The sequence below is a fragment of the Sphingomonas sp. BK036 genome (assembly GCF_004216825.1).
Lineage (GTDB): Bacteria > Pseudomonadota > Alphaproteobacteria > Sphingomonadales > Sphingomonadaceae > Sphingomonas.
Genome location: NZ_SGXR01000005.1, coordinates 223,156 through 247,973, shown reverse-complemented (window position 1 = coordinate 247,973; position 24,818 = coordinate 223,156). Strand labels below are relative to the sequence as shown.

Sequence of the window (24,818 nt, the reverse complement as noted above, 5' to 3'; positions counted from 1 at the left end):
CGTATTTCTCGCCCGCCCCCAAGATCGGGCATCACCCCTCCGCCGGATCCATCATCAGCGGGGCATGCCGATCAACCAGCGTCGTACTGGCGGCATTGAGGCCGATCACCTCGACCTCGCGGCCATGGCGGCGCAGCTTGGCGACCACGTCCTGCAATGCCGCCACTGCGGTGACGTCCCAGAGATGCGCGGCGGTCAGGTCGATCCGGACGGCGCGCGCGGTCTCGCGCAGGTCGAAGCGATCGGCGAAGATATCGGCGCTGGCAAAGAAGATCTGGCCGCTTACCCGGTAGATACGCGTGTCGCTTGCCACGTCATGGTCGATCTCGACGTTCATCAGCCGCGTGACCTTCCACGCGAAGAACACGCCGCTGAGCAAGACGCCGACGCCGACGCCGAGCGACAGATCGTGCGTCGCGACGGTGACGACGACGGTGGCGACCATTACCACGCTCGACATCTTCGGGTGCCGCGCAAGATCGCGCAGCGAGCCCCAGGAGAAGGTGCTGATCGACACCATGATCATGATCGCGACAAGCGCTGCGACGGGCACCTGCGCGACCCACGGCCGCAGCGGCACCATGACGACGAGCAGGAACACGCCCGCGACCATCGTCGAGATTCGCCCGGTGCCGCCATAGCGGACGTTGCCGACCGTCTGGCCGATCATCCCGCACCCGGCGATCCCGCCGAACGCGCCCGCCGCGATGTTGGCAAGGCCCAGCCCGGTGCATTCGCGCGCCTTAGAACTGGTTGTTTCGGTCAGTTCGTCGACCACGCTCGCGGTCATCATCGATTCGAGCAGCCCGACCGCTGCCATCGCGAAGGCATAGGGCGCGACGATCCGCAGCGTGTCCCACGACAGCGGGACGTCGGGCAGGCCGAACGACGGCAGCGAATCCGGCAATCGGCCAAGATCGCCGACCGTCTTGAGCGGCATCGGGAACCACATCGCGATCGCGGTCAGCACGACGATGCAGATCAGCGGCGACGGGATCGCGCTGGAGATGCGCGGCATGAGATAGATGATCGCGAGACCGCCGGCGATCATCGCATAGGCCTGCCAGCTGACGCCGACCATCTGCGGCACCTGCGCCGAGAAGATCAGGATCGCGAGCGCGTTGACGAAGCCGGCATGGACCGACTTCGAGACGAACCGCATTAGCACGTCGAGCTTGCCGAGCCCGAACGCGATCTGGAGGACGCCCGCGAGCATCGTCGCGACGAGCAGATATTGCAGCCCGTGTGCGTGAACGAGCGCGGCGGCGACGAGCGCGACCGAGCCGGCCGCGCCGGAGATCATAGCCGGGCGTCCGCCGGCAAAGGCGATGACGATGCCGATCACGAAGGAGGCGAACAGGCCGACCTCGGGATCGATTCCGGCGACGAAGGAGAAGGCGATGACTTCGGGAATCAACGCGAACGTGCCCACCATGCCGGCGAGAACGTCACGGCGCGCAGCCGTCGGGCCGCTGAACCATTCGGCCCGATAACGAGAAAGTGATGTCATATGTGTATCCGCAAAGGACGCGAGAACCGCGGCGAATGCGCGGGCGGTTCTGTAGTAAAGGCGTCGGTGCGTTGTCCGGCGGATCGGCGGCCGGAATAGCCACCCGGAATTGCACCGGGTCCAAGCGAGTACGCACTACTTAGCGCCGCTAGTGCTGCATTGCAACATCGCTTGGAGCCTCTTCCAGCCCTACGTCATCCTGACGCAAGTCTGGACCCAGGGTTACAGGACATGCCGCTCCTGCCTCTGTATCCTGACTTTCGTCAGGATGACGGAAGGGGAGCGCGACTCGCTGAACCCATCCACAACCTCGGCGCCCTCACCCACCACCTGCATCAGCGACGTCTTTTCATCGTAGGGGAAGCCTCGTCCAACCGTCCGTCATCCTGACGAAAGTCAGGATCCAGAGTTACGGGACGCGTCGCTCTTGGCTCTGGGTCCTGACGTTCGTCAGGATGACGGGAGGTGGGTAGGCTCACGTGAACAAATCCACGACCTCGGCCCCCTCGCCCACCGCCTGCAGCAACAACGTCCGGTGGCAGTGGCACGGATCGCGCTCATAGCAGAGCAACGCACTCGGCTTCTCCGCGGCGAGCCCCAGCATGATCGCCGCCTGCGCCTGTGCCTCGGGGAGTTCTAGCTGTTCGTCGTATACCGCAGTCAAGGTCGCGACGTCGCCTTTCTTCGCTGCATCGCGCCCGCGCTTCGGCGTACCCAGCGCCTTGAGATGCGCGTAATCGATCCCCGCCTCCCGCAGAGACGCCGCAAGCGAGGTCTTAGAGAACCCCGGCCGCCGCGACAAAGGGAGCGCGCGGACGTCGATCACGCGCTCCACCCCGGCCCGCGTCAGCGCCGCGAGAAAGTCCGTCATCGTGGTGGCTTCATAGCCGATCGTGAAGATCTTCATGCCATGCGAAGTGGGATTGCGGGCCTGACAGGACAAGCGTCCCGCGCTATCTGACCGGAATGACCCACGATATCCATGTTATCGGCGGCGGCCTCGCCGGTTCCGAAGCCGCCTGGCAGCTTGCCGAGGCCGGCCTCAAGGTGCGCCTCTCCGAAATGCGCGGCAGCGGTGAAGCCACGCCCGCGCACCAGACCGACGGCCTTGCCGAACTTGTCTGCTCGAACAGCTTCCGCTCGGACGATGCCGAGAGTAACGCGGTCGGCCTGCTCCACCAGGAACTGCGGACGCTCGGCTCGTTGATCATGCGCCAGGCGGACATCCACCGCGTCCCCGCCGGCTCCGCGCTCGCGGTCGATCGCGACAATTTCTCGAACAGCGTGACCGAGGCGATCGACCGGCACCCGAACATCACGCTGGTCCGCGAACGCATCGACGCGCTGCCCGACGGCCCGACGATCGTCGCCACGGGCCCGCTCACCGCCGCCTCGCTCGCCGCCGGCATCGGCGCGGAGACCGGGCGCGAGGCGCTCGCCTTTTTCGACGCGCTCGCGCCGATCGTGCACCGCGACTCGATCGACATGGACACGGCGTGGTTCGCCTCGCGCTGGGACAAGGGCGAGGGCAAGGACTACATCAACTGCCCGATGGACAAGGACCAGTATCTCGCCTTCCACCAGGGTCTGGTCGATGGCGAGAAGACCCCGTTCAAGGACTGGGAGAAGGACACGCCCTATTTCGACGGCTGCATGCCGATCGAGGTGATGGCGGAACGCGGCGTCGACACGCTGCGCTACGGCCCGATGAAGCCGGTCGGGCTCGACAACCCCAAGACCGGGCGCTGGCCGCACGCGGTCGTCCAGCTTCGGCAGGACAATGCGCAGGGCACGCTCTGGAACATCGTCGGCTTCCAGACCAAGCTCAAGCACGCCGACCAGGTCCGCCTGTTCCGCACCATCCCCGGCCTGGAGAACGCCGAGTTCGCGCGGCTGGGTGGGCTGCACCGCAACACGTTCATTCGCTCGCCGGAGTTGCTCGACGAGACGCTGCGGTTGAAGTCGCGCCCGAACATCCGTTTCGCTGGCCAGATCACCGGCTGCGAGGGCTATATCGAAAGCTGCGGGATCGGCATGCTCGCAGGGTTGTTCGCCGCGGCCGAACTGACCGGCAAGACGCTGACGCCGCCACCCTATGCGACCGCGCTCGGCGCGTTGCTCGGCCACATCACCGGCGGTGCGGAGGCCGAGACCTATCAGCCGATGAACGTCAATTTCGGGCTGTTCCCGCCGATCCCCGGCCGGACCAAGAAGACCGACCGAAAGAAGATGTACACCGATCGCGGTCGCGCAGCGCTCGTACAGTGGCTCAACTCTCCTCAGCAACAGCCTGAGCCTGCGGACATTTCGCCCGAAATGGCCCCTTCCGCTTGATCGCCGTCGTGGCAAATTCCGGGGCGGTCATCGCGCCGGATTTGTCGCGATCCGCATCGGCGAACTTGGTCGTCGCCTTCACCGCCCATTCGTCGAACGACAGCGTCCCGTCGCCATTCACGTCGAGCCGGGCATAGGCCTTGCGCCGCTGCAGGAGATATTCCTCGCGCGTGATCTTGGCATCGCGGTCCTTGTCGTAGCGATCGAAGCGCTTCTGCTCACGCGTCTTGTCGGTCGCTTCGGGGGCCGCATCGGGCAGCGGATCGCTGGCGATCGCCGCGCCCCCGATCTGCGCTACGGGTTGCGCCGGCAGCAACGGCCCCGGCCGTGCTTTCCCGCTGAAGATCATGAACCCCGCAACGATCAACGCGATCACCGCCGTGCCGCCCGCCAGATATCGCCACATTGAAGCCGCCCCCCGCCTGCCAAGCTCACCTGCCAAGCGCACACGCTAGACCTCCGACGCGACGATCCCCATCCGATTGGTCAGTATCCGGTCAATCTGTGCCATGCCAACCGCCCGACCCGCTTCGGGCTGCCTGGCAGCGTTGGCGACGCCGAAAGGTCGAACCGCGCCGACAGCGCCAACGCCCCCAGCACCCGAGCGCCGCTCGGCCACCGGCCGCGCACCGCCGCGTCGAGCGCCTCGATCGCCCGCGTGCGCGCCAGCGACCGGCCAGGTGCGTCGCTCAGCCGCTGCGACAGATCGGCCAGCGCCCAGCCCTCGCCCGCCAGCCCGATCCGCGGATCCTGCACCGACAGAAGCGTGCCGGCCAACTCGAACAACCGCCGCCCCCTGTCACGCGCAAACCGGTCCATGGCCGCAGCGTCGAGCGCCGGCTCCAGCAAAGCGTCCCACCCATCGGTCAACGCGGAGAGCATCGCCCCCGATACGCCCGCCGGCAGCACGAGGGCTTGCAGCGCGGTCAACACCGGCTCCGCGGGCGCCGGCGCGCCATCGAGCCGCCCCAGCGCCTCGTACCACCATGTCAGCCGCATCTGCCCGACCAGCGGCTCGCGCGTCGTGCGCAGGATCTTCCCCAGCGTTTCGTCGAGCGCGAACAGTGCCTCGAGCGCGGGGCGAACCGCAGGCGGCGCATAGGTGATGGCGAGGGCAAAGTCGGCAGGGTCGCGGGTCATCACCTGCGGATAGCCGAGCCTGGCGTCGAGGATAACCCGTATCCTCGGCCGCAAGTGTTACCAGGCACGTAACCATCTTTCTTGATCCAGGCTTACGGGGTCATCGTCCATGGCCACGCGGTGGATCATCACATGGTCGATACGGGAACCCAGGATGCGAAGTAGTTTGGCGACCGCAGGCGGACTATTGGGGCGCCTGCGTCGCGACACGAAGGGGAACACGCTCGCGATCATGGCCGCGGCGATGATCCCTCTCTGCGCGATCGCCGGTTCCGCGATCGACATGGCGCGATTGTACGTGGTCAAGAGCCGCATGCAGCAGGCGTGCGACGCGGGCGTGCTTGCCGGTCGCAAGTTCATGACCGACAGCACGAACACCACACTTGATGCGAACGCCACCACCCAAGCCAAGGTTTTCTTTGCGAACAACCTCCGCACTGGCTGGATGGGGACGGTCAGTGCGAACTTTACGCCGGTGAAGACGACCGAGAACCGGGTCGCAGGCACCGCCGTCGTCGTCGTGCCGATGACGATCATGAAGATCTTTGCCGCGCCGAACGTCACGCTCAACGTTGCATGCGAGGCGCGCTACGACGTCGCGGATACCGATGTACTGTTCGTGCTCGATACGACGGGATCGATGGCCTGTCTGCCGTCCGACAGCGACAGCGCTTGCAGCAGCTATGTGGGGTCGGCCGGCAACAACAGCTATACGCGACCGTCCAAACAGGCGGCGGACAGTTCATCGGGCTATGCGGGTCTGGATCAGGTTGCGGGCTATGCCGGCACGACGGGCTATTCGGTACCCGAGAAAAACGGATCGCGGATAGCCGCGTTGCGCAAGGCTGTCGTCGACTTCTACGACACCATGGCGTCGAACATCCAGTCGACGACGCATGTCCGCTACGGTTTCGTGACCTACAGTTCCAGCGTCAACGCCGGTGCGGCCGTACAGGCCAAATCGACCGGCTATTTGCTCGGCGGGCCCGGGGCGGCGTCCGTCTGGACGTATCAGTCCCGCAAGGTGACCGCCGACAACAACGAGGGCAATCCCGTCGTGACGACGGACAACACGAACGCGAAAAACTGTCCAACGGCCGCGAACCCGACGGTCACGCGCACCCCGGCGGGTACGACGAGCCAGCCCTACGCCTATGATCCCGGCACGCGTCGCGCGTCGGTGGCGACGCGATACTGGAATTCCGGCACGTCGAGATGCACGACGTCGACGCAGTCGGTCAGTGCGGTCTGGACCTATCAGGCCTATCCGATGGATGTCACCGGCTATGTCGCCGGCGGAACGGTCACGGATCCTACCGATATCAACGGTTCGACCACCGCGTGGCTGGGATGCATCGAAGAACGCGTCACGACCCCGAAGACGATGACGTTCAACACCAGCAGCCTGCCCGCCGATCTCGATCCGGATCTCGTCCCCAGCAACGACGACACGCGCTGGCGTCCGCTCTGGCCCGATGTCGAGTATGAACGGTTCTCGAGCTATAGATACTGGAACACGACCTATTACAATTACACCACCAATTCGATCACGGTAAACGACAATGGCGGCGACACTGGTCTTTGGGAGAAGATGAACTCGCAGGCCAAGCAGAAAGGGGGGTGGGTTGCGTGCGGCAAACCCGTCCAGCGACTGACGACGATGACCAAGTCTCAAGTCCAAGGCTATGTCAACGCAACGGATTTCGTCCCACTCGGCGGCACCTATCACGATGCCGGGATGATCTGGGGAACGCGGATGCTCTCGACGAAGGGAATCTTCGCTTCAGATAATGCGCCATGGCCGGGACGCGGCGCGACGAACAAGGTGCTCGTCTTCCTCACCGATGGTGACATGTCGCCGTCGCCCAATTCCTACGGCATGTATGCAATGGAATATTACGACAATCGGGTCACCGGCGGCGATCTCAGCAATCAGAAGGCGTATCATAATGCCCGCCTCCTCGCGGAATGCGCGAAGGCACAGGATATGCAGATCGACGTCTGGACGGTCTCGATCGCCCCCGCAGCCACCGCGGAAATGAAGCAATGCGCGACGACCTCGGATCAGGCGCTGGCGACGACCGATGGCGACGATCTGTCTGCGGCGTTCGTCCGGATTGCGCAGCAGGTTGCCCGATTGCGTCTGTCGAAATGACCCGCCCCCGCCATCGCCGCAGTGCGTTCGCCCGGATCCGCGGCGATCGGCGCGGGGCGACGATCATCGAATTCGCGATCGTCGTGCCCGTCCTGATGGTCCTGCTGATGGGCGCGTTCGACCTGCTGCACCAGATCTACGCCCAATCGATCCTCGATGGCGCGTTGCAAAAGGCCGCCCGTGATTCCGCCATCGAGGGTGGCGCCGCGAACGCCGCGACGTTCGATCAGCAGGTCTGGGCGATGGTCAAGATCGTCGCACCGGACGCCACCTACCAGGCCAGCCGCAAAAGCTACTCCACCTTTCAATCGATAAAGCCCGAAGAGTTCGTCGACAAGAACGCGGACAATATCTGCAACAACGGCGAGAATTTTACCGACATCAACGGCAATGGCACATGGGATCTCGATCCCGGCGTGACAGGCCAAGGCGGTGCCGAGGATGTGACGCAATATACGATGACGGTCACCTATCCGCGCCTATTCCCGGTCGCCAGGCTGATGGGATGGCCTTCGACGATGAGCATCGCGTCGACCACGTTGCTGAAAAACCAGCCCTACGACTCGCAAAAGGTGCAGGTAAGCGCGAACGGAAGTTGCAAGTGATGACGAAGGCCCCCTTCCCGATCGCGGCCGTCGCTTCGGTCTCGCGCGCCATGTCGCGTACGACGCGTCGATTGCGGTCCGACCGTAGCGGACTGGCCCTGATGGAGTTCGCGCTCGGGCTCCCGCTCGTGCTGTCGCTCGGCCTGTTCGGCGTGGAAACCGCCAACCTTGCGCTGGCGAACCTGCGTGTCAGCCAGATCGCACTCAACCTTGCCGACAATGCATCGCGCGTCGGGATCGCGTCGACGCTGAGCACCATGCAATTGCGCGAGGTCGACATGAACGACGTGCTGCAGGCCTCGCGGTTGCAGGGCAACAGAATCAATCTGTCAAAATATGGCCGCGTCATCGTTTCCAGCCTTGAGAACGCATCGGGCACGCAGCGCATCCACTGGCAGCGCTGCTTTGGTCTGATGAAGGGGGCCGGCTATGATTCGAGTTACGGCACCACGAAGGCAACGGACGGCACCGACGCTCTTCCTGCGAACCAGGGCACCGATGTCAGTACGGGCAAGGGCGCGGATGCCGGGATGGGTGACACCGGCGCGAAAGTGACGTCGCCGCTCAATTCGGGCGTGATGTTCGTCGAGGTGAACTATCAGTATCAGCCGATCGCGCCGAACTGGCTGACCGGGCCGAAGCGTCTGCATTACATCGCGTCGTTCATCGTCCGCGACAGCCGGGATTTTACGCAGATCCGGAATCCGGGTAACGCAACCCGGTCTACGTGCGACAAATATACGGCCTGACGGGGGCCCGGCACCGTCGCCGAGCCCCCTTGGCGCCTTAGTTCTTGTACGTAACCTTCTTCGCCGCCTCGACGACCTTTGCGGCGTTCACCAGCATCAGCTTTTCAAGGTTGGCCGCATAGGGCATCGGCACGTCCTCGTTGGCGACGCGCAGTACCGGCGCGTCGAGGTCGTCGAAGCCGTGCTCCATCACCACCGAGACGATCTCCGACGCGATCGAGCAGGTCGCCCAATTCTCTTCGACGACGATCATCCGGTTGGTTTTGGCGAGGCTCTTCAGCACCGTCTCGGTGTCGAGCGGGCGCAGCGTGCGCAAGTCGATCACCTCGGCATCGATCCCCTCGGCCGCCAGCGTCTCGGCGGCTTCGAGGCTGATGCCCACGCCGATCGAGTAGCTGACGATCGTGACGTCCTTGCCCTCGCGCATGATCCGCGCCTTGCCGATCGGCAGGACGTGGTCGTCGAGCTTGGGCACGTCGAAGCTACGACCGTACATCAGCTCGTTCTCGAGGAACACGACCGGATCCTCGGTACGGATCGCCGCCTTGAGGAGACCCTTGGCATCCGCCGCGTCATAGGGCGCGATCACGATCAGGCCCGGAACGCTCGCATACCAGGCCGCGAAGTTGTGCGAGTGCTGTGCACCCACGCGCGACGCGGCGCCATTGGGACCGCGGAACACGATCGGGCAGCGCATCTGGCCGCCCGACATGTAGTTGGTCTTGGCGGCGGAGTTGATGATGTGGTCGATCGCCTGCAACGCGAAGTTGAAGGTCATGAACTCGACGATCGGGCGGAGGCCGCCCATCGCCGCGCCCGCACCGATGCCGGCAAAGCCGTATTCGGTGATCGGCGTGTCGATCACGCGACGCTCGCCAAACTCCTCGAGCAGACCCTGCGTTACCTTGTACGCGCCCTGGTACTGCGCGACTTCCTCGCCCATCACGAAGACGCGATCGTCCTCGCGCATTTCCTCGGCCATCGCGTCGCGCAGCGCCTCGCGGACGGTCGTCTTGACCATCTCGGTGCCCTCGGGGATCGCCGGGTCGGAGATGCCGACCTTCTCGGCCGACGCGACGAGCTGTTGCGTGCCGCTCTCGGCCTTGGCAGGCGACGCGCCCTCGGGAACCGGTGGCGCCTTGTCGTCCGACGGCGTCTCCTTCGGTGCGGCGTTGGCCGCATCGCCCGCGCGTGCTTCCGTAGGCTTGGCGTCGCTCGCGCTTTCGCCGTCCTCGAGGATCGTCGCGATGACGGTGCCGACCTTCACATTGTCGGTACCCTCGGCAACGCTGATTGAGCCGATCGTACCTTCGTCGATCGCCTCGAATTCCATCGTCGCCTTGTCGGTCTCGATCTCGGCGAGGATATCGCCCGACTTGACGCTATCGCCTTCCTTGACGAGCCACTTGGCCAGCGTGCCCTCTTCCATCGTCGGGGAGAGCGCGGGCATCTTGATCTCGATCGCCATCAGTAGGACTCCACCAGGACGTCGGTATAGAGATCGGCGGCATCCGGCTCGGGCGTCTGTTCGGCGAAATCGGCGGCTTCGTTCACGATTTTCCTGATGTCCTGTTCGAGGGTCTTGAGGTCCGCCTCGGTCACGCCCTGCGCGTCGAGCAGCTTCTTGACGTGGTCGATCGGGTCGGACTTGTCGCGCACGGCCTGGACTTCGTCACGCGTGCGATACTTCGCCGGATCCGACATCGAGTGGCCACGATAGCGATAGGTCTTCATCTCGAGGATGACCGGACCCTTGCCCGCGCGGACCCAGGCGATCGCCTCTTCGGCAGCGCCGCGGCACGCCAGCACGTCCATGCCGTCGACCTGGATACCGGGAATGCGGAAGCTCTCGCCGCGGCGATACAGCTGGTCCTCGGCCGAAGCGCGATTGACGCTCGTGCCCATGGCGTACTGGTTGTTCTCGATCACGAAGATGATCGGGAGCTTCCACAGCTCGGCCATGTTGAAGCTCTCATACACCTGGCCCTGGTTCGCGGCGCCGTCGCCGAAATAGGCCATGCAGATGCCGCCGTCGTTCGAATATTTGTGCTTGAACGCCAGGCCGGTGCCCAGCGACACCTGCGCGCCGACGATGCCGTGGCCGCCGTAGAATTTATGCTCGGTCGAGAACATGTGCATCGACCCGCCCTTGCCCTTCGAGATGCCCGAGCCACGCCCGGTCAGCTCGGCCATGATCACCTTCGGGTCGATCCCGTAGGCGAGCATGTGGCCATGATCGCGATAGCCGGTGATGACCGAATCGGTCTCGCCGTCGAGCGCGGACTGCAGGCCGACGGCCACGGCTTCCTGGCCGATATACAGATGGCAGAAGCCGCCGATCAGGCCCAAGCCATAGAGCTGGCCGGCTTTTTCCTCGAAACGACGGATCAGCAGCATCTGCCGATACATTTCGAGCAATTCGTCCTTCGACGGCTCGTACGGCTTGGGTTCTGCCGGCCGTTCACGGTTGGTGATCGGCGGTTCGGCGATGGCGCGTACTGGTGGGGGGGTCTTGGCCACGATGTGGGAAACCTCGTTTTCCGTAGGGGAGTTGAGGGAGCCTATAGGCGCGGACGGGGCGGAACATCAATTCCCGTCTGGGGTATGCTCGACCTAAGCCCCGTCATCCTGACGAAAGTCAGGATCCAGAGTAGCAAAATGCGGTCCTCCGTGGCTCTGGATCCTGACTTTCGTCAGGATGACGGCGGGAGCCACTATCCCCACCCCAAGCAAAGCTCCGGTTGCCCTCCCCGTTCGCCGCAGCCTAAAGCCGCAGGGGATGGCTCCCACGACAGACCCGCACCAGCATCCCTTACGGATCGCCAATTTCCGCGCCTATTGGCTATCCCGCTTCACCGGCACGATCGCGGTCAGCGCGATGTCGATCGTGATCGGATGGCAGGTCTACAACATCGCCCGCGAGACGATGGACATCCGCGAGGCGGCCTTCATGCTCGGCATGATCGGGTTCGCGCAGTTCGTGCCGCTGTTCCTGCTGACGCCGATCACCGGGCTGGTCGCGGACAGCTTCGATCGGCGCTGGATCGTGCGGGGCACGACCACGCTGCTCGTGCTCACGGCGGCGACGCTGTGGTTGCTGACCTGGACCGGACACCTCACGCTCGGCGTGCTTTTCGTCGCTGCGGTCGCGTTCGGCGTCGCGCGCGCTTTCTCGGGGCCCGCTTATTCCGCGCTCGCTCCCAACCTGGTCCCCCGCGCCGTTTTGCCGACCGCGATCGCGATCAGCTCGATCGCGTGGCAGGTCGGCACGATCGCCGGCCCCAGCGTCGGCGGGCTCCTCTACGCGATCCACCCCGAGGTCGCCTACGGGGTCGCGACGATCCTCTTCCTCGTCGCGCTCGTCTTCATGTTCCTCATCGGCCCGGTGCCTCAGCCCGCCGCGCAGACCGATCACCGCCCGCTCGCCCGCATCATCGAGGGCTTCACCTATGTCCGCCGCAACCGCCTCGTCCTCGCGACGATCACGCTGGACCTGTTCGCGGTGCTGCTCGCCGGCGCAACCTCGCTGCTCCCGGTCTATTCGCGCGACATCCTGCATGTCGGCTCACAAGGCCTGGGCGTGCTGGCGGCCGGCATGGGCATCGGTGCCGCGGTCACGGCCGTGTGGTTCTCGATCCGTCCGATGAGCACCAATGTCGGCGTGAAGATGCTGATCGCAGTCGTCGTCTTCGGCCTCGCGATCCTCACCTTCGGCGTCGCGACCCCGATCGTAAATCTGCTCGGCCTGACGCCAGGCACGATCGTCGGCATTCCGGTCCAGCCCGCCTTTGTCCTCAGCCTCGTCGCGCTGATCGTGGCCGGCGGCGCGGACATGATCTCGGTCTATGTCCGTCAGTCGCTGATCCAGCTCCACACCCCCGACGCGATGCGCGGCCGCGTCAGCGCGGTATCGCAGCTCACCATCTCCGCCTCGAACGAACTCGGCGAATTCGAGAGCGGGGTCATGGCATCGCTGCTCGGGCCGGTCGGCGCAGTGGTGTTCGGCGGCGTCGGTGCTATTGCGATCACGATCGGCTGGGCGCGCCTGTTCCCGGAACTAGGGCGCGCGAAAACCTTTGACCCGCCAGAGATACTAGAGACCGAACCTCAGCACGGAGAAGCCAAGCCATGAAGGTCAACTCGATCCTCGACACGATCGGCAACACGCCCCACGTCCGCCTGTCGAAGCTGTTCCCCGATTCAGAAGTCTGGGTGAAGTCCGAGCGCTCGAACCCGGGCGGTTCGATCAAGGACCGCATCGCGCTCGCGATGATCGAGGCGGCGGAAAAGGACGGCCACCTCAAGCCAGGCGGCACGATCATCGAACCGACCAGCGGCAACACCGGCATCGGCCTTGCACTCGTCGCCGCGGTCAAGGGCTACAAGATCGTCCTCGTCATGCCCGAGAGCATGTCGATCGAACGCCGCCGCCTGATGCTGGCCTATGGCGCCACGTTCGACCTGACCCCGCGCGAGAAGGGCATGAAGGGCGCGATCGAGCGTGCCAAGGAACTCGTCGAGCAGACGCCCGGCTCCTGGATGCCGCAGCAGTTCGAAAACCCTGCGAACATCGCCGTGCATGTCGCTACGACCGCACAGGAAATTCTCGCCGACTTCCGTGACACGCCGATCGACGTGATCATCACCGGTGTTGGCACCGGTGGCCACATCACCGGCGTCGCCGAGGCGCTGAAGGCGGAATGGCCGTCGCTTAAGGTCTACGCGGTCGAGCCAGCCGCCTCGCCCGTGATCGCCGGCGGCCAGCCCGGCCCGCACCCGATCCAGGGCATCGGCGCGGGCTTCATCCCGGTGAACCTGCATACCCAGGCACTCGACGGCGTGATCGAAGTCGACGCCGCGGTGGCCAAGGACATGGCGCGTCGTTCGGCTACCGAGGAGGGCATGCTGGTCGGCATCAGCTCGGGCGCGACGCTGGCCGCGATCCTGCAGAAGCTCCCCGACCTGCCCGACGACGTCCGAGTCCTGGGCTTCAACTACGACACCGGCGAGCGTTATCTGTCGGTGCCGGACTTCCTGCCCGAACAGTGACGACCGCTCTTTCCGCGCGCGGCACCTGGGTGCTGCGCGCCAGCCTCATCGGCATTTCCGGTCTGGCGATCGTCGGGCCCGCGCTCGTCGTCGCCAACGCGCCCGTCATCGTCCAGGCCCCCAAGCGGGTAAAGCTCCCGCCAGGCCGGGTCGTGCCACAAGCCGAAGTCCCCGAGGTCGAACCCGTCAAGTTCGTCGATCTCACCCCCGACGACGCGCGTGCGTTCAATGCGACCGTGCCCTTCTCGACCGATCCAAACCCGGCCGCACGACCGTTCCGCTTTGCTGGCGGTCCTGAGGATCTGGCGCGCGCGACCGACTGCATGGCGGCCGGCATTCTGTACGAGGCCGGCGACGACACGCTTGGCGAGCGTGCGGTCGCGCAGGTCGTGCTCAACCGACTGCATCACCCGGCATTCCCGAAGACGGTGTGCGGCGTGGTGTTCGAAGGGCAGGATCGTTCGACCGGTTGCCAGTTCAGCTTCAGCTGCGACGGCGCGATCACCCGCTGGCACCCGACAGACGATGCATGGCGTCGCGCGCGTGAGGTCGCCGCGGCCGCGCTTAGCGGCGCGGTGTTCAAGCAAGTCGGCTATGCCACGCACTACCATACCGACTGGGTGGTGCCCTATTGGCAGTCGAGCCTCGACAAGATCACCGCGGTGAATACGCACCTGTTCTTCCGCTGGTCCGGCTGGTGGGGCACGCCCCCAGCCTTTGACCGCCACCCCGAAACCGTCGAGCCGGTCATCGCGCAACTCGCCGACATCTCCGACGCGCACAAGACCGGCGCCGCGCTAGCCGAGGTGGACGCTGCGCTGGCCGAGGCATCGGCTGCGATGGGATTCGCCGCGGCCGCCGACTCGACCGCAGCGCCGACCGGGCCGATCGAGGGCGATACGATCCTCGTGACGCTCCCGCGCGGCCAGAGCGCCGACGGCCTGCCCGCGATGGCGGCGCAGGCGTGCGGCGACAAGCCGTTCTGCCGTTACATGGCGTGGACCGACGGGACCAAGGCGGCGACCGCGATCCCGCTCGATCTCGCGCAGATGGCGGCGCTGAGCTTCAGCTATATGCGCGATCGGGCGAGCGACTATGAACGCCCGCTCTGGAATTGCCGCCAGTTCAAACGCGCAGATACGAGCCAGTGCATGGCGACGCGCGCGACGATGACGGCCGTGCCGTCACCGGCCACTGTCGCACCGGCTGCGCCTACCGCGACGGCCGACCTCAACGGGGTCCGGCGGAAATCGGCTACAGCAGCGCCTGTACCGACGACCCAGCCCGCCCCCGCCGCGGTGGTCGCCAAATAGGCGCCCTCCACCCTTCCCCGGAGAGGAAGGGGCGAAAACAGTCGGGGCGGATCGCATCAGCAATCCGCCCCGTCTCCTCAGGCTGCCATGAACATTTCGGGCGGCAGCGCCATCAGCGACTCGGCGCCACCCTCGATCTTGCGACGCAGCGCGCCGGCATCCGGCAGGATCCGCTCGGCATAGAAACGCGCGGTCACCAGCTTGGCGTCGAGGAACGCGGTCTCGCCCTCGCCCGCCGCCTTCAGCGTGCTCGCGGCAACCGCCATCCGCAGCCACATCACGCCGACCGCGACGATGCCCATCAGGTGCATGTAGCTGACCGCGCCCGCGCCGACATTCTCGGGGTTCTTCATGCCGTTCGCCATGAACCACATCGTCGCCGCCTGAAGCTGGCCGTTCGCCTTCTCCAACGCCTCGGCGAACGCTGCCGTTGCCGGATCCGCCTTTGCCGCCGCGACGTCGTCCGCGACCAGCTTGAAGAACGCCTGGATCCCGCGCCCGCCATTCTGCGCCAGCTTGCGGCCGACCAAGTCCATCGCCTGCACCCCGTTGGTGCCCTCGTAGATCATCGCGATCCGCGCATCGCGGACATACTGCTCCATGCCCCATTCGGCGATGTACCCATGGCCGCCATAGACCTGCTGCGCGTTGGTCGCGATCGCATAGCCCATGTCGGTGCCATAGCCCTTGATGACCGGGGTCAGCAGGCTGATGATGTCACCGGCCAGCTGGCGCTCTTCCTCGGTCTCGGCGCTATGCTCGAGATCGGCCTGAAGCGCGGTCCACAGGATCAGCGCGCGCAGGCCCTCGGTCAGCGACTTGCCCTCCATCAGCATGCGGCGGATGTCGGGATGGACGAACAGCGTGTCCGCCTTCTCCTGCGGCTCCTTCGGACCGGTCAGCGCACGGCCCTGGCGACGGTCCTGCGCGTACTGCACGGCGTTCTGGTAGGCGACCTCGGCTACGCCGAGGCCCTGGAGCCCCACGCCAAGCCGCGCGGCGTTCATCATGATGAACATCGCGGCGAGACCCTTCATCTCCTCGCCAACGAGCCAGCCGGTCGCCGAATCATAGTTCATGACGCAGGTCGAGTTCGCATGGATGCCCATCTTGTGCTCGATCGAGCCACAGGTGACGCCGTTGCGCGCGCCGAGCGAGCCATCCTCATTCACCAGCATCTTCGGCACCACGAACAGCGAAATGCCCTTCGAGCTGTCCGGCGCGCCGGGGGTCTTCGCCAGCACGAGATGGATGATGTTCTCGGTCAGGTCGTGCTCGCCTGACGAGATGAAGATCTTCGTGCCGGTGATCGCGTACGACCCATCCGCCTGCGGCTCGGCCTTGGTGCGGATCAGCCCGAGATCGGTGCCGCACTGCGGCTCGGTCAGGTTCATCGTCCCACCCCATTCGCCCGACACCATCTTGGGCACGTACATCGCCTTCTGCGCGTCCGATCCCTTGGCGATCAGCGCGGCGATCGCGCCGTGCGTCAGGCCGGGATACATCGCGAACGCCATGTTCGACGAGATCATATACTCCTGGAACGCGGTCGACACGACGTGCGGCATCCCCTGCCCGCCATATTCGGGCTGATTGCCGAGCGTCGCCCAGCCGCTCTCGACATACTGCTTATACGCTTCCTTGAAGCCGTCGGGCGTCGTGACCGAACCGTCCTCATGCCGCGTGCAGCCCTGCTGGTCGCCCGACAGGTTCAGCGGGAACAGCACTTCGGCGACGAACTTGCCGCCCTCTTCCAGCACCGCATCGACGACGTCGGGCGAGGCGGCATCGAAGCCGGGCAGATTGGAATAGCGGGGTAGGCCGACGACATGCTCGAGGACGAAACGCGTGTCACGGACGGGGGGCGTATACTGGGGCATGGTTTATCCTTGGTTGTCCTGGGCGCGGCTCACTTCGAGAAGGGCCACGAAACTGGTGAGTTCGTCGATGGCGAGATCGATGTCGCGCTTCTGCGCGGTCAGCAGCGCGATCCGGGCCTGGCTGCGTTCGATCACGACCTGGCGCTGCGCACGCCGGCCGTCGCCGAGATCGTAGAGATCGATCATCTCGCGGATCTCGCCGAGGCTGAACCCAACGCGCTTGCCGCGCAGAATCCAGGCGAGCCGCGCGCGGTCGCGATGCGAATAGATACGCTGCGTACCGCGCCGCTCGGGCCCGATCAGCCCCTCGTCCTCGTAGAATCGCAGCGCGCGCGCGGTCACGTCGAACTCGGCCGACAAGTCGGAAATCGTGAAGCTCTCACGATCATGCCGCGGCTCGATCACCGCGTAGGATTCAGGAGAGACCTTTGAGTGTGGAGATGCTCGTGTCGCCATCCCCAAATACGTAACTCTCGTTTACGTCAACGTCAATTGCCGCAGAGCAACTTTCCAGCGGATGACCGTAGCGTCGCAGCCTCCGATCGCGATTCGCTCAAGCGGTCGACGGTCACCGCCGCCAGCGAAGCGCGCCCGGTGCACAGCGACTCGCACGCCTCGGGCACGTCGGCGGGAAACACGATGCGATCGCCGTCGAACCGCGCGTCGAACGTGCAAGCGCCAAAGGCGAGCTTGAGCACATCGCCCGACCGCGAGACGGTCCCCGACGCCGCGCACGTCTGGTCCTCGCCATAATCGACGCTGACGCCCACCCGGCTCGTCTTGCCGGTGCCGACGACGCAGACGCGGTCGGTATCGCGCGCCCAGGATCCCTGTAGCGACGCGTTCGGATCGGGCACGATCCCCGCCGTCTCAGCAGCCGCCTCTAGCCGGGCCCCTGGGCTGTCCGCGATCGCGTTCGACGGCTCCGTCCCACAGCCGCCCAGTGCAAGGGCGAGCAGCAGCGCACGCCTCATTCGGCGGGCACCAGCCTGTCGCCCTCGATCCGCCGGAAGAAGCAGGTGCGCTCGCCGGTATGGCAGGCCGGACCCGCCGCATCCGCGATCACCCACACCGCGTCCTGGTCGCAATCGATCCGCAACTCGGCGACGCGCAGCACGTTCCCCGACGTCTCGCCCTTCTTCCAGAGCGTTTCCCGGCTCCGCGACCAGAAGTGCGCCTCGCCGGTCGCCTGCGTCTCCGCCAGTGCCTCGGCGTTCATATGCGCGACCATGAGCACGTCGCCCGATACGCGATCGGTGACGACCGCGGTCAAAAGCCCGGCGGAATCGAATTTGGGATCGAGCGTGAGGCCCGTGTCGCGGCTGTGTGTCATGGCGCGAATATACCCGAAACCGGCGCCGATGCGACCGTTCCGCGCGAAACGATCCGCGCACGCTTATTACAAACAGGCGACAAACGCGGGAAGCGCTCGTATAGGGCAGCCTCCGCACGACGTGAGATCCGGCATGCTGACGACAAACCCTTATGACGACGACAAACTTCGCGAAGAGTGCGGGGTGTTTGGCGTCTCGGCCACCGAGGGGGCGGCCGCGCTCGTCGCGCTCGGCCTGCACGCTTTGCAACATCGTGGGCAGGAAGCTGCCGGGATAACCACCTTCGACGGGGCCAATTTCCACACGCACCGCGCAATGGGGCATGTCGCGGGCAATTTCGATCGCGACGACGTGATCCGCGCGCTCCCCGGCACCGTTGCCTGCGGCCATGTCCGCTATTCGACGACCGGCGAGACCGCGTTGCGCAACGTCCAGCCGCTTTATGCCGAGCTGTCGACCGGCGGTTTCGCGATCGCGCATAACGGCAATATTTCCAACGCGATGCGGCTGCGTCGCGAGCTCGTCCGCCGCGGTTCGATCTTCCAGTCGACCAGCGATACCGAGACGATCATCCACCTCGTCGCGACGTCGAACTACCGCACGCTGCTCGATCGCTTCATCGATGCGCTCAAGCAGATCGAGGGTGCGTATTCGCTGATCGTGATGACGCCGGAGGGCATGATCGCCTGCCGCGATCCGCTCGGCATCCGTCCGCTCGTCATGGGCAAGCTCGGCGACGCGGTGATCTTCGCGTCCGAGACAGTCGCGCTCGACGTCGTCGGCGCCACCTTCGTCCGCGCGATCGAGCCGGGCGAGCTGGTCATCGTCCAGGGCGCGGAGATCCGCTCGATCCGCCCGTTCGCGCCGATGGCGGCACGGCCCTGCATCTTCGAATGGGTGTATTTCTCGCGGCCCGATTCGATCGTCGGCGATCACTCGATCTATTCGGTGCGCAAGGCGATCGGTGCGCAGCTCGCGATCGAATCGCCGGTCGAGGCTGACCTGGTCATCCCGGTCCCCGATTCGGGAACGCCTGCGGCGATCGGTTATGCGCAGCAATCGGGCATCCCGTTCGAGCTCGGCATCATCCGCTCGCATTATGTCGGCCGCACCTTCATTTCGCCGGGCGACAAGGTTCGCCATCTTGGCGTGAAGCTCAAGCACAACGCCAACCGCGCGCTGATCAAGGGCAAGCGCGTCATCCTCGTCGACGACTCGATCGTCCGCGGTACGACGTCGCTCAAGATCGTCGAGATGATGCGCGAGGCGGGTGCCGCCGAAGTCCATATGCGGATCGCCAGCCCGCCGACGCGGCATTCGTGCTTCTACGGCGTCGACACGCCCGAACGCGAGAAGCTGCTCGCGGCCAAGCTCGATCTCGGCGGGATGACCGGCTTCATCCACGCCGACAGCCTCAACTTCATCTCGATCGACGGCCTCTACAAGGCGCTCGGCGAGGCGAAGCGCGCGGATGTCCGCCCCAAATATTGCGATGCATGCTTCACGGGCGATTACCCGACCACGCTGACCGATCATGACGAGGGCGCCGAAGTCGACCAGTTCGCGATGCTCGCCGAACGCGTCATCTGATACTTCCGGAGTGATAATGACGGACAAGCCTCTCGAAGGCCGGCTGGCGCTGGTCACCGGTGCCAGCCGCGGTATAGGCGCCGCGACCGCGATCGCGCTCGCGGCAAAGGGCGCGCACGTCGTCCTGACCGCGCGCACGCCCGGCGGCCTCGAAGAGGTCGAGGCGACGATCCACGCGGCCGGCGGCTCGGCTACTATCGCCCCGCTGGATCTGGCGGAAAGCGAAGCGATCGCACGTCTCGCAACGGCGATCGGCGACAGATGGGATGCGCTCGACATTCTGGTCCTGAATGCCGGCATGCTCGGCTCGCTGTCATCGGTCCCGGCGATCGATCCCAAGGAAATGGCGCAGGTCCTGACGCTCAACGTCAGCGCGCAGGCCGCGCTGATCGCGGCGTTCGATCCGATGTTGAAAAAGGCCAAGTCGGCCAGGGTCATCGGCGTAACGTCCAGCGTAGGCCGCAAGCCACGCGCCTACTGGGGCCTCTACGGCGCCTCGAAAGCCGCGTTCGAGACCCTGCTAGGCGCCTATGGCGACGAGATGGCCGAGATCAGCGCGATCCGTACCGCGATCGTCGACCCGGGCGCCACGCGCACCAAGATGCGCGCGCGCGCGTATCCGGGTGAAGATCCGAACTCGGTCAAGGAGCCGACGGTCGTGGCAGACCGGATCGTGGCGCTGGCAATCGAAGGTTTCGAGCCCGGCCACTTCGAGCGGGTCGCTTAAGCCCCCTCCGTCATTCCCGCGGAGGCGGGAACCCATACTGGCTAGCGTCTCCGTTCAATCGCCAAGGTTCGCCAATCCGCATCCCCGCCTTTGCGGGGATGATGGCCTGCAAACGGCAAACGCTACCGCTTCACCAAAGTGACCTGCGCGACATCGATCCCGCCACCGAGGAACCCGCCCTCGCAATACATCAGATAGTAGCGCCACAACGCCACGAACCGCGCGTCGAACCGCGCCGGCAACCGTCCCTCGGCAACCGCGGCGTCGAACGCCACCCGCCACCGCCGCAGCGTCTCGGCATAGTGCAGCCCGAACCCGCGCCGGTCCTCCCATACCAACCCCCGCGCCTCCGCCAGAGCGCGGAACCGCGGCTCGGACAGCAGCATCCCGCCCGGAAAGACATAGCGCTGGATGAAATCGACGCTGCGCAAATAGGAGTCGAAGATCGCATCGTCGATCGAGATATATTGCAGCGCGGCGCGCCCCCCCGGCTTCAACGCACGCGCGATCGCGTCGAGATAGACCGGCCAATATTCCTCGCCAACCGCCTCGACCATCTCGATGCTCGCGACCGCGTCGTACGTCCCGGTAACGTGGCGATAGTCGGTCAGCGCGACGCGAACGCCGTCGAGCCCCGCCGCCGCGATCCGGTCGTCGACCTGCCGCTTTTGCTCGGTCGACAGCGTCAGCGCATGCACGCCAACCCCTGCGCGCGCCGCCATCTCCGCGAACGATCCCCAGCCGCAGCCGATCTCCAGGATCGTATCGCCGGCCCGTGCGCCCGTCCGGTCGAGGATCGCGCGCAGCTTGGTCGCCTGCGCGGCCTCGTGCGGCTCGGCATCGTCGATCGGTTCGGCGAAGATCGCGCTCGAATAGGTCAGGCTGGGATCGAGCCACGTCTCGTAGAAATCATTGCCGAGGTCGTAATGCGCCGCGATGTTCCGGCGCGAGCCGGTCGGATCGTTGCGCCGCATCCGGTGCCAGGCGCGCGCCGCCAGCCGCACCACGCCGCCCGACCGCGCGGAGCTCCCGAGCGTATGCCGGTTGCGCATGAACAGGTCGAATAGCGGCACCGGATCGGGGCTCGACCAGTCGCCGGCGGCCCAGCCCTCGTACCAGCCGACCGACCCCGCCGTCGCGAGCCGCACCAGCGCGCGCCACCGGTGCACGATCACCACCGGCAGCGGCCCGGGCGCGCGGCCGCCGATCAGCCGACGCGTGCCATCGGGCAGTCGCGCGTCGATCCCGCCGCTCGCGAGCCTCGCGTCGATCCGGTCGAGCAACCGGTGAAAGACCGGCGCGACGAGGCGCGCCACCGGGGACACCTGCGCGGCAGGACAATCGTCGAAAGCGGGAACGGCAGTCATCGCGGCGCTTCATGCAACACGGGCGCGAGCGAGGAAAGAGGCCGGCGTCAAACAGCCGATGATGGAGGTCGATCGACGACCGCCCCCCCCCCAATCGTCATCCTGACGAAAGTCAGGACCCAGGGAAACGGGGGCTGACGTCCTTGGCTCTGCGTCCTGACTTTCGTCAGGATGACGGAAGGGCGTTTAGCAGTCGATCAACGCGCGTGCCGCCCCGCCTCAAGTGCGCGCTCGCGGCCTTCGCGGTGCCCGACGATCTTCGCCGGATAGTCGCACGGTCGACACCCGGCCTCGTCCGGATCATGGATCGCCTCGCCCGACACCTTCGCCAGTTCGGGCACCCATTGCCGGATATAGTCGCCCGCATCGAACTTCTCCGACTGCGACAACGGCGCCATGATCCGCCCGAACATATTCGAATCCACTCCGGTCCCGGCGACCCATTGCCAGTTCACCGAATTATTCCCGTAATCCGCATCGACCAGGCAATCCCAGAACCAGCGCTCCCCCGCGCGCCAGTCGATCAGCAGATGCTTCACCAGAAAGCTCGCGGTGATCATCCGGACGCGGTTGTGCATCCACCCGGTCGCCCACAGCTGGCGCATCCCGGCATCGACGATCGGATAGCCCGTCCTGCCCGTCTGCCAGGCCTTTAGATCGGCCTCCGCCGCCTTCCCGGTCCGCCACGGCAGGGCATCGAATTTCGGCCGCCCATTGGTCTTGCCGTAATCAGGCATCGTCAGCACAACGCCATCGGTGAAATCGCGCCACGCCAGTTCCTTGCGGAAGGTCGTCGCATCGCCGTGCCCGTCGACCGCATGCCACACCGTTCGTGCCGAGATTTCGCCGAAATGCAGATGCGGCGACAGGCGCGAGGTCCCCTCGATCGACGGCATGTTGCGATCGATGTCGTAGGCCTCGACGATCGGCGCCATCGCCTTCGCATTCTTGAGCGCCTGCGCCTCGCCCGGCGTCCAGTCGTCGAACCCGGCCGACCAATCCGGCTTGGTCGGCAACAGGTCCCAGTCGGCAAGCTTTTCACTCTTTGGCCAGTGCGCCGGCGCCGGGATCGTCCGCGGCACGGGCTCAGGGTCACCGGGCGGCATCATCTGGTTGAGCGCCTTCCAGAACGACGAATACACCTTGAACTGCCCGCCCGAGCCGGTCGTGACATCCTCGATCCGCGCCAGGTGATTGCCGTCGTGCAGGCATAGCCGATCGCCCAGCGCCGCTTCGGCCTTGCGCCACCACGGCTCGTAATGCCGGATCGCGTGGATACGCTCGGCCCCTGTTTCCTCCATCAGCGCCGTCAGCACCTCGACCGCGTCGCCGCGCCGCAGGATCAGGCGCGAGTGCTTTTTCTCCAGCGACTCGCCAAACGCCTCAAGCGTATGATGCAGCCACCACCGCTGTGCTCCGCCCATCGCCCAGTCCCCCGGCGCATCATCATCGAGCACATAGACCGGGATTACCGGCCCCGCATGCGCAGCGGCAATCAACGCGGGCTGGTCGTGAAGGCGGAGGTCCTGGCGCAGCCAGAGGAGGGAAGGTGTCGTCATCCTGCGCCCAACGCAGCAATCCGCGATCCAGCGTCAGCCGCCGCGGCAAAAGTTTCGCCCAGCGTCATGATTGCCGCGACGTGGCGCTCGGCGATCGCGAGCGCATCCTCGCCATAGCCGCCGCCGACCGTGCTCGCGATCGGCACGCCGCGCGCGATCGCCAGCCCGGCGACGAGCCGCTCCCTGCGCATCAACCCGTCCAGCGTCAACGACAACCGCCCCAGCCGATCGCCGGCAAACGGATCGACTCCCGCCTGATAGAGGATCAACGCCGGCCGGAACTCGTCGAGCAACGGCACCAACGTCACCTCCAGCGTCGCCAGATATGCCGCATCGTCGATCCCGTCCGCCAACGGGACGTCGACCGTCGAGCGCGCCTTGCGCACCGGGAAATTCTTCTCCGCATGGATCGAGTAGGTCGCGATCTCGGGCCGCCCCGCCAGCAGCGCCGCGGTCCCGTCGCCCTGATGCACGTCGCAATCGACGATCAGCACGCGCGCCACGCGGCGCTCGTCGATCAACCGCGCCGCCGCGACCGCGAGATCGTTGAACACGCAAAACCCTGCCCCGGTATTCGCGAGCGCATGATGGCTCCCGCCCGCGGTGTTCGCCGCAAACCCGTGCTCGAGCGCGAGGCACGCCGCCAGCCACGTGCCGTGCGGCACGATCGCCGCGCGCGACGCCACCGCCGCCGTCACCGGAAACCCGATCCGCCGCTCCTTCTCCCTGGGCACGCGTGCTTCGAGCACCTCGGCGACATAATCCTCGTCATGCACCGCCTCCAGCCACGCGGTCGGCGTCTGTTCGGCGCGGTGCCACGTCACGGCCTCGCCGCGCTCGAGCAGCAGGTCGCGGATCAGCCCGTTCTTGTTCCAGCGATAGGTCGACCGCGCAGGGGCCGGGGTGACATAGTCGGGATGGTGGACGACATGGATCATGCTCCGTAGGTAGGAGACCGCTGCCCGCAGCCCAAGCACCTGTGTTCCGGAGAGTTTCGTGTCCGACCCAAAGTCCCTTCCCTATCGTCCCTGCGCCGGGATCATGCTGGTCAACGCCGAGGGCAAGGTCTTTGTCGGCCAGCGCAACGATTCGTCGCTTGAGGCGTGGCAGATGCCTCAGGGCGGGATCGATCCGGGCGAGGACGCCGAAGCCGCCGCGCTGCGCGAGCTCGGCGAGGAAACCGGCGTGATGCCCGACAAGGTCGAGCTGATCGCGGAGGCCCCCGGCACTTTCGTCTACGATCTGCCCCCCGAACTGCTAGGCAAGGTCTGGAAGGGCAAATGGCGCGGGCAGACGCAGCGCTGGTTCCTGTACCGGTTCCTCGGCACCGACGCCGATATCGACATCGCCACCGAGCATGAGGAGTTCCGCGCGTGGCGCTGGAGCGATCCGGCCGACCTCCCCCGGCTGATCGTGCCGTTCAAGAAGGCGCTCTACGAACAGGTACTCGCCGCCTTCGCGCCACATCTCGGCGCAACCCCGCCCCGTTGAGCAGTTCCCAAGCCG

Annotated in this window: 23 protein-coding genes and 1 other annotated feature; of the genes, 10 read left to right on the top strand and 13 right to left on the bottom strand. The window is 65.8% G+C overall.

Annotated elements, in window-relative coordinates; translation table 11 throughout:
* Positions 1-31: 31 nt before the first annotated feature.
* Together EV283_RS11390 and EV283_RS11385 are read right to left on the bottom strand one after the other, a co-directional pair.
* A complete protein-coding gene (locus EV283_RS11390) occupies positions 32-1,510 on the bottom strand; it encodes a SulP family inorganic anion transporter (RefSeq protein WP_130325445.1) in 1,479 nt (492 codons plus the stop codon).
* 69 nt (positions 1,511-1,579) lie between these two features.
* Positions 1,580-1,635 (bottom strand) — a sequence feature (sul1 is cis-regulatory element that is thought to sense ions involved in sulfur or methionine metabolism; They are found in Alphaproteobacteria).
* A 350-nt stretch (positions 1,636-1,985) separates the two neighbouring features.
* On the bottom strand, positions 1,986-2,417 hold the full coding sequence (locus EV283_RS11385; RefSeq protein ID WP_130325443.1) for a DUF488 domain-containing protein: 432 nt from the start codon (positions 2,415-2,417) through the stop codon (positions 1,986-1,988).
* Between the two features lie 59 nt (positions 2,418-2,476).
* On the opposite strand from EV283_RS11385, the gene trmFO reads away from it, so the two are divergent.
* Positions 2,477-3,844, top strand: coding sequence for a methylenetetrahydrofolate--tRNA-(uracil(54)-C(5))-methyltransferase (FADH(2)-oxidizing) TrmFO (gene trmFO, locus EV283_RS11380; protein WP_130325441.1), 1,368 nt, complete (start codon positions 2,477-2,479; stop codon positions 3,842-3,844).
* Here the strand turns inward: trmFO and EV283_RS11375 are convergent.
* A complete protein-coding gene (locus EV283_RS11375; protein ID WP_130325439.1) occupies positions 3,780-4,250 on the bottom strand; it encodes an EF-hand domain-containing protein in 471 nt (156 codons plus the stop codon). The two genes, trmFO and EV283_RS11375, sit on opposite strands and share 65 nt — an antisense overlap.
* A gap of 80 nt (positions 4,251-4,330) precedes the next feature.
* Positions 4,331-4,984 carry a squalene/phytoene synthase family protein gene (locus EV283_RS11370; RefSeq protein WP_130325437.1) on the bottom strand — a complete coding sequence of 218 codons (654 nt, stop codon included), beginning with the start codon at positions 4,982-4,984 and terminating at the stop codon, positions 4,331-4,333.
* A gap of 154 nt (positions 4,985-5,138) precedes the next feature.
* Here EV283_RS11370 and EV283_RS11365 point away from each other — a divergent pair, with 154 nt between their 5' ends.
* Genes EV283_RS11365 through EV283_RS11355 form a run of 3 tightly spaced genes read left to right on the top strand, consistent with a single transcriptional unit; the run spans position 5,139 to position 8,493 of the window.
* Positions 5,139-7,139: a TadE/TadG family type IV pilus assembly protein gene (locus EV283_RS11365; RefSeq protein WP_130325435.1), complete on the top strand. Its 2,001-nt coding sequence runs from the start codon at positions 5,139-5,141 to the stop codon at positions 7,137-7,139.
* Complete coding sequence (locus EV283_RS11360) at positions 7,031-7,744, top strand: TadE/TadG family type IV pilus assembly protein (protein ID WP_242615926.1); 714 nt, start codon at positions 7,031-7,033, stop codon at positions 7,742-7,744. Before EV283_RS11365 ends, EV283_RS11360 begins: the two co-directional genes overlap by 109 nt.
* Complete coding sequence (locus EV283_RS11355; protein WP_242615925.1) at positions 7,645-8,493, top strand: histidine kinase; 849 nt, start codon at positions 7,645-7,647, stop codon at positions 8,491-8,493. Before EV283_RS11360 ends, EV283_RS11355 begins: the two co-directional genes overlap by 100 nt.
* A 37-nt stretch (positions 8,494-8,530) precedes the next feature.
* Here the strand turns inward: EV283_RS11355 and EV283_RS11350 are convergent, their stop codons facing one another.
* Both EV283_RS11350 and pdhA read right to left on the bottom strand, forming a co-directional pair.
* Entirely contained in the window at positions 8,531-9,961 is a 1,431-nt protein-coding gene (locus EV283_RS11350; RefSeq protein WP_130325433.1) for a pyruvate dehydrogenase complex E1 component subunit beta, read from the bottom strand.
* Positions 9,961-11,013, bottom strand: a complete 1,053-nt coding sequence (gene pdhA, locus EV283_RS11345) for a pyruvate dehydrogenase (acetyl-transferring) E1 component subunit alpha (RefSeq protein WP_056414900.1) — start codon at positions 11,011-11,013, stop codon at positions 9,961-9,963. The genes EV283_RS11350 and pdhA overlap by 1 nt, the downstream gene beginning before the upstream one ends.
* 259 nt (positions 11,014-11,272) lie before the next feature.
* On the opposite strand from pdhA, the gene EV283_RS11340 reads away from it, so the two are divergent.
* Genes EV283_RS11340 through EV283_RS11330 form a run of 3 tightly spaced genes read left to right on the top strand, consistent with a single transcriptional unit; the run spans position 11,273 to position 14,855 of the window.
* The gene (locus tag EV283_RS11340) at positions 11,273-12,625 is read left to right on the top strand and encodes an MFS transporter (protein WP_130325431.1); all 1,353 of its coding nucleotides are present in this window, start codon (positions 11,273-11,275) and stop codon (positions 12,623-12,625) included.
* The gene (gene cysK / locus EV283_RS11335) at positions 12,622-13,542 is read left to right on the top strand and encodes a cysteine synthase A (RefSeq protein WP_056414896.1); all 921 of its coding nucleotides are present in this window, start codon (positions 12,622-12,624) and stop codon (positions 13,540-13,542) included. Before EV283_RS11340 ends, cysK begins: the two co-directional genes overlap by 4 nt.
* Positions 13,539-14,855, top strand: a complete 1,317-nt coding sequence (locus tag EV283_RS11330; RefSeq protein WP_242615924.1) for a cell wall hydrolase — start codon at positions 13,539-13,541, stop codon at positions 14,853-14,855. The genes cysK and EV283_RS11330 overlap by 4 nt, the downstream gene beginning before the upstream one ends.
* Before the next feature lie 77 nt (positions 14,856-14,932).
* On the opposite strand, the gene EV283_RS11325 is transcribed toward EV283_RS11330, so the two are convergent.
* From EV283_RS11325 to hisI, 4 genes are read right to left on the bottom strand one after another with little or no spacing between them, the layout of a single operon-like run.
* Positions 14,933-16,735 (bottom strand): acyl-CoA dehydrogenase C-terminal domain-containing protein, encoded by a 1,803-nt coding sequence (locus EV283_RS11325; protein ID WP_130325429.1) that lies wholly within the window; start codon positions 16,733-16,735, stop codon positions 14,933-14,935.
* 3 nt (positions 16,736-16,738) lie between these two features.
* Positions 16,739-17,191 (bottom strand): MerR family DNA-binding transcriptional regulator, encoded by a 453-nt coding sequence (locus EV283_RS11320; RefSeq protein WP_130325427.1) that lies wholly within the window; start codon positions 17,189-17,191, stop codon positions 16,739-16,741.
* 32 nt (positions 17,192-17,223) lie between these two features.
* The gene (locus EV283_RS11315) at positions 17,224-17,709 is read right to left on the bottom strand and encodes a hypothetical protein (RefSeq protein ID WP_242615923.1); all 486 of its coding nucleotides are present in this window, start codon (positions 17,707-17,709) and stop codon (positions 17,224-17,226) included.
* On the bottom strand, positions 17,706-18,068 hold the full coding sequence (hisI, locus tag EV283_RS11310) for a phosphoribosyl-AMP cyclohydrolase (RefSeq protein WP_056414880.1): 363 nt from the start codon (positions 18,066-18,068) through the stop codon (positions 17,706-17,708). Before hisI ends, EV283_RS11315 begins: the two co-directional genes overlap by 4 nt.
* Positions 18,069-18,201: 133 nt before the next feature.
* Here hisI and purF point away from each other — a divergent pair, with 133 nt between their 5' ends.
* Both purF and EV283_RS11300 read left to right on the top strand, forming a co-directional pair.
* On the top strand, positions 18,202-19,659 hold the full coding sequence (purF, locus tag EV283_RS11305; RefSeq protein ID WP_055876120.1) for an amidophosphoribosyltransferase: 1,458 nt from the start codon (positions 18,202-18,204) through the stop codon (positions 19,657-19,659).
* 16 nt (positions 19,660-19,675) lie between these two features.
* Complete coding sequence (locus EV283_RS11300) at positions 19,676-20,386, top strand: SDR family NAD(P)-dependent oxidoreductase (RefSeq protein WP_120300197.1); 711 nt, start codon at positions 19,676-19,678, stop codon at positions 20,384-20,386.
* A gap of 122 nt (positions 20,387-20,508) precedes the next feature.
* Here EV283_RS11300 and EV283_RS11295 read toward each other — a convergent pair whose 3' ends face one another.
* From EV283_RS11295 to EV283_RS11285, 3 genes are all read right to left on the bottom strand, one after another.
* A complete protein-coding gene (locus EV283_RS11295) occupies positions 20,509-21,753 on the bottom strand; it encodes a cyclopropane-fatty-acyl-phospholipid synthase family protein (protein WP_130325425.1) in 1,245 nt (414 codons plus the stop codon).
* 197 nt (positions 21,754-21,950) lie between these two features.
* Positions 21,951-23,312 (bottom strand): deoxyribodipyrimidine photo-lyase, encoded by a 1,362-nt coding sequence (locus tag EV283_RS11290; RefSeq protein WP_130325423.1) that lies wholly within the window; start codon positions 23,310-23,312, stop codon positions 21,951-21,953.
* Positions 23,309-24,250 (bottom strand): histone deacetylase, encoded by a 942-nt coding sequence (locus tag EV283_RS11285; protein ID WP_130325421.1) that lies wholly within the window; start codon positions 24,248-24,250, stop codon positions 23,309-23,311. The genes EV283_RS11290 and EV283_RS11285 overlap by 4 nt, the downstream gene beginning before the upstream one ends.
* A gap of 58 nt (positions 24,251-24,308) precedes the next feature.
* Between EV283_RS11285 and EV283_RS11280 the strand changes: the two genes are divergently transcribed.
* The gene (locus EV283_RS11280; protein WP_130325419.1) at positions 24,309-24,803 is read left to right on the top strand and encodes an RNA pyrophosphohydrolase; all 495 of its coding nucleotides are present in this window, start codon (positions 24,309-24,311) and stop codon (positions 24,801-24,803) included.
* Positions 24,804-24,818: the final 15 nt, after the last annotated feature.

Excerpts from the sequence above, each read along its gene's own strand:
- EV283_RS11390 (WP_130325445.1), bottom strand. The coding sequence starts at position 1,510 with ATGACATCACTTTCTCGTTATCGGGCCGAATGGTTCAGCGGCCCGACG.
- EV283_RS11385 (WP_130325443.1), bottom strand. The coding sequence starts at position 2,417 with ATGAAGATCTTCACGATCGGCTATGAAGCCACCACGATGACGGACTTT.
- trmFO (WP_130325441.1), top strand. The coding sequence starts at position 2,477 with ATGACCCACGATATCCATGTTATCGGCGGCGGCCTCGCCGGTTCCGAA.
- EV283_RS11375 (WP_130325439.1), bottom strand. The coding sequence starts at position 4,250 with ATGTGGCGATATCTGGCGGGCGGCACGGCGGTGATCGCGTTGATCGTT.
- EV283_RS11370 (WP_130325437.1), bottom strand. The coding sequence starts at position 4,984 with ATGACCCGCGACCCTGCCGACTTTGCCCTCGCCATCACCTATGCGCCG.
- EV283_RS11365 (WP_130325435.1), top strand. The coding sequence starts at position 5,139 with ATGCGAAGTAGTTTGGCGACCGCAGGCGGACTATTGGGGCGCCTGCGT.
- EV283_RS11360 (WP_242615926.1), top strand. The coding sequence starts at position 7,031 with ATGCGCGACGACCTCGGATCAGGCGCTGGCGACGACCGATGGCGACGA.
- EV283_RS11355 (WP_242615925.1), top strand. The coding sequence starts at position 7,645 with ATGGCCTTCGACGATGAGCATCGCGTCGACCACGTTGCTGAAAAACCA.
- EV283_RS11350 (WP_130325433.1), bottom strand. The coding sequence starts at position 9,961 with ATGGCGATCGAGATCAAGATGCCCGCGCTCTCCCCGACGATGGAAGAG.
- EV283_RS11340 (WP_130325431.1), top strand. The coding sequence starts at position 11,273 with ATGGCTCCCACGACAGACCCGCACCAGCATCCCTTACGGATCGCCAAT.
- cysK (WP_056414896.1), top strand. The coding sequence starts at position 12,622 with ATGAAGGTCAACTCGATCCTCGACACGATCGGCAACACGCCCCACGTC.
- EV283_RS11325 (WP_130325429.1), bottom strand. The coding sequence starts at position 16,735 with ATGCCCCAGTATACGCCCCCCGTCCGTGACACGCGTTTCGTCCTCGAG.
- EV283_RS11320 (WP_130325427.1), bottom strand. The coding sequence starts at position 17,191 with ATGGCGACACGAGCATCTCCACACTCAAAGGTCTCTCCTGAATCCTAC.
- EV283_RS11315 (WP_242615923.1), bottom strand. The coding sequence starts at position 17,709 with ATGAGGCGTGCGCTGCTGCTCGCCCTTGCACTGGGCGGCTGTGGGACG.
- hisI (WP_056414880.1), bottom strand. The coding sequence starts at position 18,068 with ATGACACACAGCCGCGACACGGGCCTCACGCTCGATCCCAAATTCGAT.
- purF (WP_055876120.1), top strand. The coding sequence starts at position 18,202 with ATGCTGACGACAAACCCTTATGACGACGACAAACTTCGCGAAGAGTGC.
- EV283_RS11300 (WP_120300197.1), top strand. The coding sequence starts at position 19,676 with ATGACGGACAAGCCTCTCGAAGGCCGGCTGGCGCTGGTCACCGGTGCC.
- EV283_RS11295 (WP_130325425.1), bottom strand. The coding sequence starts at position 21,753 with ATGACTGCCGTTCCCGCTTTCGACGATTGTCCTGCCGCGCAGGTGTCC.
- EV283_RS11290 (WP_130325423.1), bottom strand. The coding sequence starts at position 23,312 with ATGACGACACCTTCCCTCCTCTGGCTGCGCCAGGACCTCCGCCTTCAC.
- EV283_RS11285 (WP_130325421.1), bottom strand. The coding sequence starts at position 24,250 with ATGATCCATGTCGTCCACCATCCCGACTATGTCACCCCGGCCCCTGCG.